Here is a 10,787-nt window from a genome sequence, read left to right as displayed (position 1 = left end):
GCACCGCTTGGCCCGCGCAGCCGTAAGCGCTCAAGCTTCAGGATACGTTTGAGGTGCGCGAAGAGCATTTCTACCTTCTTTCGCTCACGTCGAGATTGCTTGTAGGCAGGTGTTGTCGCGATGCGTCTCGCCTCGTCCCGCGCAGCTTCGTGGATACTGCGCACGACCTTGCGAACCGGGGTTTTCGGACAGCGGCGTTCCTTCATTGAACAGCCAGCGCAATCGAGTTGGCTTGATCGATAGATAATCGTATCGGCCTTGGTGACATGCGTACGCGAGTTCTTGAATTGGCGACGCTCACTGCGCAGCGTGTTCCCAACAGGACGACGATACTCGTTGGCCACCTCATCCCACTTAAACTCGCTGGTGGAGAATGCGTCGTCCTTGCGCGTGTATCTTTCCCAAACTGGGACGTGCGGTGCGATCTCTTTCTGCTCGACCATCCAGCCCAGTATCGCTGCAGTGCCATAGGCGTTGTCGCCTACAAGGCGAGCGGACTTGAGACTAAGCCCTTGTGCTTGTGTGCAACGCGGCACGCGCGGACGGCGATCCGCTCTACTCCGTTTTCAGAAGAGCCTATTTTCTTTACCACCTTTTTACTTGCCACCGGCTTTGATGCTCACCTAGAATTTCAAAAGTATCTAAAAGAGGGCTGATGCCTTGAATAATCGATGTCGTCGATTCTCGAACAGTTTCGCTGCTTGACCGGCAGGACGTCTGCGCTTTCTTCTCTTAGTCGCCGTCTTGCCAGCAAGCAGACGGTGCGCGCCGTAGTTACTCTCTTCGCACACCTTTATTAGCGCCACATGGATGCCGCATTTGCGCGCATCTATTAGGGCACTGCGTTGCGAGCGTCAGCTCGCGACTGCTTCCTTCGCGCCTTCTCGAATTACTCGGTTGGGAGGGCGTGTGGGCAAGCAGGTGCGTATCAACGCCGATAAGGATCCGCCAAGGCAGACAGTGACAGTTGCCCCATATGCCGCTCACCTTTGCCTTTTCCTGAGGGAAACGAGTAGACATTCGTCACTGCGCGCATAGTGCAGCCGACCTCAATATCCGCCGGCTTCCGCGATCGCGTTCAACCCAACGCCTGGAGAGAACTATCATGAATTTCGGCCTTCTGTTGTCGCAACTGCCGCACGTCCAGGAATCGCGCGTGCACTACGACGCCATGCTGGCGCTGCACACCCGCGAACCGCATAAATTTGCAGCGTTCTGGCGGCGCATTAAAGCTCTTATCTTATAGTTTTTAGAGACTCGGCCAACCTATCCACCGCTAGATCGGGTGTGTGGCTGCGGCAAAATTTATATTTGCATCAGAGCCAGATGAAACACTCAGGCAAGCTCATGACATCTGCTGCCCGGCAGTTCTTCTCGTTAGCCATATAAGTAATCCTGATTAACCCGCTTTCATTTGACACAATCGCCTAATCGCGACAGAACTGCATGACGGGGTCGGGGATTGACAGCCATCGCATCGGCGATCAAGCCTGTCGGTTTTACCATTGCCAATGCTACATACTCCACGCTTGCAGACAGATCCAAGGGCGATCGACTAACGAAGGCCTATCAAACTAAACATGCTGACACCCGTACTCAATCGACCAGGACAAGCCAAGCGGTCGCAAAACAAGCTGCCGCTTTTGCCGATAACCCGCGCATCGGCCGATGACATGTCGCTGCGGTATCACGTCTCACTGGAAGCCTTGCGAGTGGGCCGCGGATATGTGGGCGCCGCTCAGGCGCTTGCCACAGCGATGGTCGTCGCATTTTTCTTAGCGGATGCAGGATACGGAACAATGTCGCGCGAGGCGTTCTCGATAAGTGAAGACATTCTCGCAAGGTGTATTAAAACCGGTCGGTCTACCGACGAATGGTATTTTGATGACCGCGGCTATCAGATCTTTTCCGCACTTCTCAAGCTACACGATAGACAACTGCGCAAGGCTCCGTTCTCAGCACTTTTGCGTGCGAACGATCGATTCAAATCATTTTTGAAGAGCAAAGCGCGTCGCAACAACGCCTGCCTGAAAGCAATCTCAGCGCGAGCGAAAGAAGGCGGAAATGCTCTTCGCTCACCTCAAACGCATCCCGAAGCTTGACCGCTTGCGACTGCGAGGTCTAAGTAGCGCACACAATGGGTTCTTGCTGGCAACAACCGCACAAAATCTGCGGCGAATAGCGATTCGATTGATGGCCAACGCCGAGCAGAATGAGATCACGGCTGCGTGACGAGCGACGGGGGCGCAGCTTCGACTGAGTTCGCAGGTTTGGAAACAATGCGAAGTCAAATTCGCAGCGCCTGATTTTTTCGCCCCGCCTAAAAACACGTGTTTTTCAACAGAATCCACTGAAAACGGCCCTTCGTGCGCGCGTCATCGCAATCACCTCGTCGGCACAAGACTAGACGTTCGAACAAGCGACCTCACTAGCCTTCAGATACAGCAGATCTCGTCAGGGATGCTTGCAACAGAACGTTGTCGAGCAGAATTCGCCGTCAAGCATTGCGCGTACTTCGGCACCACGCCTGCGCTCCGGCCGGCCCGTTCTTACAGTCTCTCGGCGTCCCCCGGTCATGGTGTCGAGCAGGAGCACGGCCTGGCCTTCTTCGTGCGCCACATTGTCACGTTTTCGACGCGAGCTCAACGTCGTCGTGCTCCACCTGTTTCAGCGCTTGCAAAAAGCTCGAACTCCACCAGCGGATATCGAACTTGCGGATTCTACTCAGGAGCGCTTCATGCCGCTCGATCCGCTCGTCAAGCGGCATCGTCAGCGCGCGCTGGATCGCCTGCGCGGTTCCCTGCGTATCGTACGGATTGACCAACAGGGCTTCCTTCAGTTGTTCCGCGGCACCGGCAAACCGCGAAAGCACCAACATACCGGGGTCAGCGCGGTCCTGGGCAGCGATAAACTCCTTGGCAACCAGGTTCATGCCGTCGCGCAAAGGAGTGACCAGTGCCACGTGACTTGCGCGGTACAGGCCCGGCAAGCGCTTTCGAGCGACGTTGCGGTGGATGTAACGTACGGGCATCCAGTCCAGTTCGCCGTAATCGCCGTTGATCTCGCCGCACAGACCGTCCATCTGACGGCGCAACTGGTCATAGGCGCCAAGGTCTTCGCGGCTTGGTGCCGCGATCTGGATGAGAGTCGCGCTATTGCGGTTTTCCGGGTGGCATGCGAGCAATTGTCGAAAAGCGTGGATGCGCTGCGGTAGACCCTTCGAATAGTCGAGCCGGTCGACGCCCAGCAGCAAGCGGCGCCGCGAGTATTCCTCGCGCATCCCCGCAAACATTCGGAGCCCTTCGTTCGCCTCAGCGAGACGAACGAAATCGTCGACGTCGATGCCGATCGGGTAGGCGCCCACCCGCAGCGTTCGGTCGAACGCCCGAAGGCAGTCGCGGCCCACCTTCTCCGCCCGGGCTTCGGATTCGACGTAGTGGGAAAAATGCGTCAGGTCAGCCTCGCACTGAAAGCCAACCAGATCATAGGCGAATAGCGAGCGCATCAGCCATTCGTGCTCAGGGATCGCTGCCATGATCAAGGGGGGTGGCATTGGAATATGCAGAAAGAAGCCGATACGATTCCCGCACCCCATGGCACGCAACTCCGCGGCGAGCGGGATCAGGTGGTAGTCATGCACCCAGATAAGATCGTCCGGCTTCAGCAGCGGCAGCAGCTTGTGTGCGAACAACTGGTTGACTCGCCGGTAACCGGCCGCGAACCGCGTGTCGAAGTTCGCCAGGTCCAGCCGATAATGAAACACCGGCCACAAGACATCGTTGGCGTAACCGAGGTAGTACGTTTCGTGATCCTCACGGCTTAGATCGAGTGTTGCCAACGTCACGTTTCCGACCGTTTGCAAGTGCGGTTCGCTTGTGCGAGGGGTTCCACCATCCGCTTCCTCCGCGACTTTGCCGCTCCAGCCAAACCAGAGGCCTCCGGTCTGCTGCAAGCTTTCTCTTACCGCGACGGCGAGTCCGCCGGCAGCAGCGTTGCGGGGATCAGCAGTACGATTTGAAACGACGACAAGGCGGCTCATGTGTCCGCCAATATCCGCAGCAAGCTCGCGAACAGCTTGCGCTTGCGCCTCGGGATCAGTCTCGAAGCATGTTCGGACGTCGAATGCTCGACCAGACGTCGCAATGTGTCTCTGCGAACTTTGCCGTTGCGCGGCGGTGTGACGATTCGCAACCAGGTGCCTAAATGCATGATCAGTGCGCGTTAATTGTGACGGGGCGTCGCTCGACCGGCCCGATCATCGCTTGGGGCAGCGTTACGATCAGCGTATGCACCATGAAATCGAGCTTCCCGGGCGCGACGTCGAAATGCACGTTGACCTTGTCGCGGCCGAACTCCATGCCCGCGACGTAAATGCCGACTGGCGAATAGTTAATCGCTAGCAAAGCGATATCGAAAGCGGGCGCGAAGCGCGCATATGTCTAAACTCCGAGCATGCGTCGGGCGGCGTTTTCAGCCAGCTCCAGCGCCGCCCCCTCGCTATTCGTTGGACGACCGCAACCGCGCCCCGTGACTTGCTCAAGTGTTTTTTTGTCACGCTTCGTTGTCACACGCACAGCACCCTTGTACATCCCGCCCGGAGACGGGAGAACACAAGCCTCAATAGTCATGTTTCCCTTCGTCTGTTTAAAAGCCATAACAACCTACTTGATTGGGTTTGCGCCAGCCGCAACTGAGCGCGTTAAGAGAAATTAGTAATCTCTGCGATCCTAACTAATTCATTCGTTGCAAAAATGAGATTCCACGAGGCATCCCGGACGGCGCTCAGTGCGCAATACCGTTGATTGCGAGTCCTGCCGGTCGCGCCTCAAACCGGTATTGGAGGTGAGTCGGATACTGCGCATCAATTTCCTTAACTAGTCGACCAATTGCACGCTTTAATTCGTCCTCGCGCTCAACCTGCAACAAATTCGCTGCCTTCAATAAACCTTCACCAAATTTTTCAACCATGAACGCAGCGAACGCGGGAGTCTCTGCGCCGCGAGTCACGTCGAGTAGGCGACAACTGGCGTACCGCTCGATTTCGTCCACTAACGCTGCAATTCCTTCTTTCATAAACCGTCCTGCCGAGTTGATTCGTTTTGTCTGACTACAATGGATTGCCGATTAGTTGACGGTAACTCTTAAAAGAATCGACTAAGCGACTCAAGCGGTTGGCTACGGAGAAACCACCGCCTGCAATGCTAAGACACCATGACAAGATGTTTACGCTGCCAGGTCCAATGGACAGATCACGTCGACAGCCGGATTACCATGCAACGCGGCCGTCGCGCTAGTTTCGAGCTCGTATCAGCGTCCGCCGCGACGTCCAAGCATCGCCAGAGAGCGATGACGAGACAATGATTCTTCGTAGCCCTGAAGCTCGCTACCCCCGATGATTCTTCTTTCGGAAGAAGTAGCCACCGTAGCGGGGTTTCCGCTTCGCACGACCGGGCCCTGGATGTCTTCCCCCTCTGAGTGCGGTGCAAGTCTGAAGACGATGGACCACGATGTCTGGCTCGCTGCAAGTACCAAGCCCTGCTCTAAAAGTTCGCCTAATAGTCGCCGTGTCTCGAGTGCAGGGAGACCAAGTTGCCGCGACAAATAGGGAACTGAATATTCGTGGTCCTGGCGCATACACGCCAAAACGGAAGAGGACTCATTTTTCATCGTTCATTTCGCTTAATCGATCCGTGCATCTGGCGGGCGTTACTTGACTCTAGATCACAAACAACCCAACCCGCGAACTCCCGGCGCCTTGTCATGCTTGGACGGGTCTGTATTAGTACCATCTGAGTTTCATCAAATCGCTTAGGCTGCGTTGAGCGCGACGGAGCATCTTGCTGCGCAAATGCTGGCGCTGCCGCGTCGCAATCAAATACGGCCTGCGGGCGGGATACCCAGAACCTCCCGTCAACATCGTGTCGGAAGTCAACGACGGAAGAATGCCTACGGCGAACGGCACTCCCGCCCTCGCTCCGGAATGTCACATCAATGCTTCAGATGAGCCGGCATGTGCGGGAGAATGGATTCAATAGCCGCGTCGCGGAGGACCACTTGAAGATTTTGAATGGTGAAATGGAGGTCTTCAACTGCTCCATCGAAGCCAAGATAAAAGGGTCTGCCCTCTCTTGACGTCTCACTCACATAACCGCCAAGCGGAGATTGATAAAGCCGTTGGATATTCTCTCGCAATGCATCGTCTGAACTGCAGCGGGTGACCACGACCAACAAAATACGTTTCTCTTCGAATGACTAAGTGTCTTTCGTGCTATTGCGAGTAATAACTTGTGGGAGTCTCACGATCAGGTGCCCCAGCCTTTAGTGACGTACAAAGCGTAACATGCGTCGCGTAAACGTATTGTCAATATTCGGGAACTCATCGTATAAATGGCGCTGTCATGCTTTGCGTGAAGCGGTTCAGGAGCGCCGCGACCACGATTTCAGGCATCGAGTTGATGCGGCGCATTCGCAAGGGTCCGTTCAATCTCGCGACGCTCGACCTCAAAGACACCACTACGCCGGCCGTTTTCCTCCGAGTGTCCGGATCGCGGGGAATAACCGCTGCTCGCACGCCCAGACTCCCGCTACCGGACCTAAGCTCAGCTATTGCACGTTGCCCCCTTTTGATCGCCTCGCACTCGCAGGCGTGATGGGACTCGAATGAGCAACGCGGGCTGGACCCGCACAACGGGGCTTGCCTCTGATCGCTAACCTGGACCGGCTATTCGGACCGGCTATTCGAAGAATATCCTCGACTACATTGGTCGACACCCGAGTTGTGGGAATTGACAAAAGGTTTATGCGCTCTGTATCTCTCTTTTCAGCAAATTGACGTACTTCGTACTGTAATTACTTTTTTTCGCCGTCCGGCGAACTGCAACCCGTCGATATTGACTGGCTAACTTATACAAACACAAACGGTGCAACACGCTCGCGCGGGGAACCTCAAAGTAACGACGCTGCCGCGCCATCATTTGACGCGCTGCTCACGGCATGGGGCGTTGCGCATGTCCCGCCGCCGTTTCCGGTTAGGCGTGGCTGTGACGATATCGGTTGAGAAGCAGATCCAGTCAGTCACAGCGAATCAATGAACAACGAGCGACACACAGGCCTCCTGGAAATGAACATATCGTTCATAGCGGATCGTGGGGCGTCTGAAGGAATGGAACAAGGCAATCGAGTGCTTCACGACCCGACGCGCTTTGCCCATGGCACTACCGTACGAGTAATTCGCAACCGCTTCTTGGAAAAAATCGGAATTGACATGAAAGATGATGCATACCACGACATCAATGATCTGTACCTGTCGATGGTCTCGCCGGAGGAAGTTTCGGCAAAGGACATTCACGATCCCGTGATGTCCGATTGGATCGTGAACACGTTGCCCGATCAAGCTTCCATTTTGGACGCTGGGTGTGGAATGGGCTTTCATATGGTGGCCCTGCATCACGGTTTGCCGGCGAAGCAAAGCGGCAAGCGATATCGCGTGTTTGGCGCGGACTACAGCGAAAGCATGTTGAGCAGCGCCAGGGCCAACGGTGTCAGGGCTGGAATTCCTACGGAGGCCTACCGGCAAAGCGCGTTTGCCGATTTGAAGCATATCGAGTCGTGGTCGGCCAGGTTCGATTGTGTATTGATCAATTACGCCATCTACAGCTATCCGGATTCAGTCCTCGATTACGATACCTATTTCCGGGAATGCCTTGCCGGGATCAGCCATGTACTGCGGCCGGGTGGATATCTGTTGTTCAACGTGCGTGACTGGACGAGCGTCGTTGCCGGCCCGAAAGATCACGACTACACGAATACGCACGATGGCGTCGCGTACCACTGCCGATATACCTGGGAGTTCGGCCAGGACGGTCACCACAAGGCCCACGTCACGATGCGCAAGTGCGCCTCTGATCTGAAGCGGGAAACGACCCTTCGTTTTGCTGAACGTACACCGAAAGAATTGATGGCACTGATGACAGGGCACGGATATGAGCTAGTGTCCATACAGGCGCATGGCACTGGCATGCTGAAGTTTGACACCGTAATCGCTAGGCTGCGGAGCGTCCAAGCCTAACCAGGAGGCTCGTCCAGTTGTATGCCGGGTTGCCTCTGTGATGGTCGCTACGGTGGTATTTCGTCTTTTTTGTGAGACCAGCCGTAAAAGCAGATGCTGACGTTCCGCGGATTAAGGAATGGAGACATACATAAATCGAATCCCGAAGGCCGTCTAGACGAAGGAAATTCGTGACGAGGCAATGAAGCTTGCAATGACCGACAGCGTCTTTGTATCGGAGGCCGCGCGGCGGCTCTGAATATCGATAAAGGCGCTGGCAAACTGGGTGCGTGCCACGAAGACCGGCTAACAACTGAGTGCCGGGGTTGTTGTTGCCGCGCCGCTGAAGTAGCGGCGCGTTCGCCTCCACGCCGTCGAGAATTGCGAATAGTAAAAATTGGGCTAACGCCAGGCCTTTGTGAATTCGCCGATCACGCGCGCGAGATGCGCCTGCATCGCCGTGCGCGCAGCGGCCGCGTCGCGCGCCATGATGGCCGAAAAGATGCGCTGATGGTCTTCCTGTGAAGCCGCCCGCAAGGCGGGCGTATGGAAGTGCTCCTCAATCTTTTTCCACAACGGGTCGGCGCGGGAGTTGTCCCACATCGCGGTCACCACGAGCCGGAGCACTTCGTTTCCCGTCGCCCGCGCAATCGCCAGATGGAACTCGCGGTCAGCGACCTCATTCATGGCCTTGTCGTCCATGTTTTCGCGCATCGCGCGCAACGCAGCGAAGAGCCGGTCGAGGTCCGAATCCTTGCGTTCGGTCGCGGCGAGCGCCGTGATTTCGCTTTCGATCACCACCCGCGCGCGCAGCGTCTCGATCGGGCCGGGCCCACGCGGCAGTTCGAACGTGACGGACCGCGCCTCGGGTGCTTCGGCCACATAGATGCCCGACCCTACACGCACCTCGACCACGCCCTGTACTTCCAGCGCGATGATCGCCTCCCTCACCTGCGTGCGGCTCACGCCGAAACGCTCGGCTAGCGTGCGCTCGGAAGGCAGGCGGGCACGAGGCCTGACGTCGCCAGCCGCGATCAGGTCGTAGATCTGTTTCGCCAGCCCGACATAGGAACGGTCGGCCGCGTCCGCATCGACGGCTCGGCCGGTTGGCGTGTGCGAAAGATCGGCCATCCAGGATTCTCAAAATCGTCGAAGCCGCCCGGCGGCGGCTGAAGTTCGCAAAAATGGTACACCAATTCCGTGTAACACCTCTTCTGCCGCACGCCGACTTTATCCATCAAGCGCAGAAACGGCGCGGGTTTCAGCCCAACGGAACGTGGACCGGGCGCACTGGTAAACCACTATCGCGTGCGGATTGGTACGCCAGTAATGTCAGACGGGGACGTGTCCGCGCATGCCCTTCGTTTCACTCCGAGGGGGCGCCTTTGAAGAGGTCATTCCGCTAGTGCGGTGAATCCGATTCAGTCCCGCTGTAGCACATCCGCAAGCTTCCCTGCGTTACGAACACCGTGTCGGCAATTCACGACGAGCCATGTGCGCTGGCAATCGGAAAGTTCAAATCAACAAACAGGAGACAACATGCTTTCAGGAATCCAGGTGCTTAGAGCGGCGGCGACCGCGGCATTGGCGCTGTGTGCAAGCGCGGCTTTCGCGCAGGCATCGATCGTTCCCGGCCCGCCCAGCGATCCCACGTGTATGGTCCCGTGGAAGAGCGACACGAAATTCGTTAAGTATCCGAAGAAAAGCGGGCCCTACCGGATCGCGCTCGTGAACGGCTATATCGCGAACACCTGGCGTATCCAGATGATCAAGACGGCCAAGGCCTATACGGCGCAACCGGCCGTCGCCGCCAAGCTCAAGGAATTCAAGGTCGTCTCCACCGGCGAGGACGTACCGGCGCAGATCTCGGCCGTCAACAACTTCATCGATGCCGGCTATGACGCGATCATCGTGGACGCGCAGAATCCCGCCTCATTTGGACCCGCGATTCGCCGCGCAAAGAAAGCCGGCGTCGTGCTGGTCGCGTTCGACAATACGCTCGACAGCGAAGACGCGATCAACGTCGACGTCGACCAGTACGGGCTCGGCGTGCTGTGGGCCAAGTGGCTCGCCAGCCACCTGCCGAACGGAGGCAAGGTGCTCGAGGTCCGCGGGGTGGCGGGCACGTCGGTCGACACTGACCGGCACAATGGTTTCCAGAGCACGTTGACCGCGACCGGCAAGAAGTGGGACACCGTCCAGGTTTATGGCAAGTGGGACGACGGGGTCGCGCAGAAGGCCGTCGCCGACGCGATTGCGGTGCAGGGCCATTTTGATGGAATCTCTGCGCAGGGCGGCGACACGGGTGACGTGCGCGCAATGCTCGATGCGAAACATCCGTTCGTGCCGTTCGGCGGCGAAACGGAAAACGGCTTTCGCAAGCTCTGTGCGCAGTATGGGAGCCAAGGCCTGAAGTGCACGTCAGCGGGCAGCGGTCCCGCGCAGGTGGCCGTGGCGATCAAGACGGCGCTCGCTGCGCTGGACGGCCAGACGATCCCGGTCGCGATCAAGCTGCCGCTCGACGTCACCGACGATTCGAAGCTTAAGGCGGGCGTCAATTATTTCCCGAACGAGTCCGACAACTTCTTCGTCGGCAACTCGTTTCCGACGTGAGGCATCAATTTCTCCGCGCAGGAAATCATGAAGCAGGACCAGGGCAATCAGTGATCGGGTGGCCGGCGACATGACGGCAACTGCATGGGATCGGAGTAGGCGCTAAAGCGCTAACTCCGATCGACCG

At 57.1% G+C, this 10,787-nt stretch carries 8 protein-coding genes and 2 pseudogenes; 5 read left to right on the top strand and 5 right to left on the bottom strand.

Features of this window, described 5'->3' with window-relative positions:
* Nucleotides 1-491 (bottom strand): annotated as a pseudogene (locus JWR14_RS30785) (transposase); the annotation flags it as partial.
* A gap of 614 nt (nucleotides 492-1,105) precedes the next feature.
* On the opposite strand from JWR14_RS30785, the gene JWR14_RS30780 reads away from it, so the two are divergent.
* The 3 genes and pseudogenes from JWR14_RS30780 to JWR14_RS30770 all read left to right on the top strand — a co-directional run.
* Entirely contained in the window at nucleotides 1,106-1,246 is a 141-nt protein-coding gene (locus JWR14_RS30780) for a hypothetical protein (RefSeq protein ID WP_299716961.1), read from the top strand.
* Between the two features lie 334 nt (nucleotides 1,247-1,580).
* Nucleotides 1,581-2,102 (top strand): Fis family transcriptional regulator, encoded by a 522-nt coding sequence (locus tag JWR14_RS30775; RefSeq protein ID WP_299716963.1) that lies wholly within the window; start codon nucleotides 1,581-1,583, stop codon nucleotides 2,100-2,102.
* Nucleotides 2,002-2,232 (top strand): annotated as a pseudogene (locus JWR14_RS30770) (transposase); the annotation flags it as partial. The gene JWR14_RS30775 and the pseudogene JWR14_RS30770, both read left to right, overlap by 101 nt.
* A gap of 391 nt (nucleotides 2,233-2,623) precedes the next feature.
* Here the strand turns inward: JWR14_RS30770 and otsA are convergent.
* The 3 genes from otsA to JWR14_RS30755 form a co-directional block, all read right to left on the bottom strand.
* Entirely contained in the window at nucleotides 2,624-4,039 is a 1,416-nt protein-coding gene (otsA, locus tag JWR14_RS30765; protein ID WP_299716959.1) for an alpha,alpha-trehalose-phosphate synthase (UDP-forming), read from the bottom strand.
* 172 nt (nucleotides 4,040-4,211) lie between these two features.
* Nucleotides 4,212-4,403 carry a hypothetical protein gene (locus JWR14_RS30760; protein ID WP_299716957.1) on the bottom strand — a complete coding sequence of 64 codons (192 nt, stop codon included), beginning with the start codon at nucleotides 4,401-4,403 and terminating at the stop codon, nucleotides 4,212-4,214.
* A 379-nt stretch (nucleotides 4,404-4,782) separates the two neighbouring features.
* Nucleotides 4,783-5,073 (bottom strand): hypothetical protein, encoded by a 291-nt coding sequence (locus tag JWR14_RS30755; protein ID WP_299716955.1) that lies wholly within the window; start codon nucleotides 5,071-5,073, stop codon nucleotides 4,783-4,785.
* Nucleotides 5,074-7,120: 2,047 nt separating this feature from the next.
* Here JWR14_RS30755 and JWR14_RS30750 point away from each other — a divergent pair.
* Complete coding sequence (locus tag JWR14_RS30750) at nucleotides 7,121-8,068, top strand: class I SAM-dependent methyltransferase (protein ID WP_299716953.1); 948 nt, start codon at nucleotides 7,121-7,123, stop codon at nucleotides 8,066-8,068.
* Between the two features lie 381 nt (nucleotides 8,069-8,449).
* Here the strand turns inward: JWR14_RS30750 and JWR14_RS30745 are convergent, their stop codons facing one another.
* Nucleotides 8,450-9,178, bottom strand: a complete 729-nt coding sequence (locus JWR14_RS30745; RefSeq protein ID WP_299716951.1) for an FCD domain-containing protein — start codon at nucleotides 9,176-9,178, stop codon at nucleotides 8,450-8,452.
* A gap of 408 nt (nucleotides 9,179-9,586) precedes the next feature.
* On the opposite strand from JWR14_RS30745, the gene JWR14_RS30740 reads away from it, so the two are divergent.
* Nucleotides 9,587-10,660: a sugar ABC transporter substrate-binding protein gene (locus tag JWR14_RS30740; RefSeq protein ID WP_299716949.1), complete on the top strand. Its 1,074-nt coding sequence runs from the start codon at nucleotides 9,587-9,589 to the stop codon at nucleotides 10,658-10,660.
* Nucleotides 10,661-10,787: the final 127 nt, after the last annotated feature.

It is taken from the genome of Caballeronia sp. (assembly GCF_028292365.1).
Lineage (GTDB): Bacteria > Pseudomonadota > Gammaproteobacteria > Burkholderiales > Burkholderiaceae > Caballeronia.
This window is presented reverse-complemented; position numbering and strand designations above follow the sequence as displayed.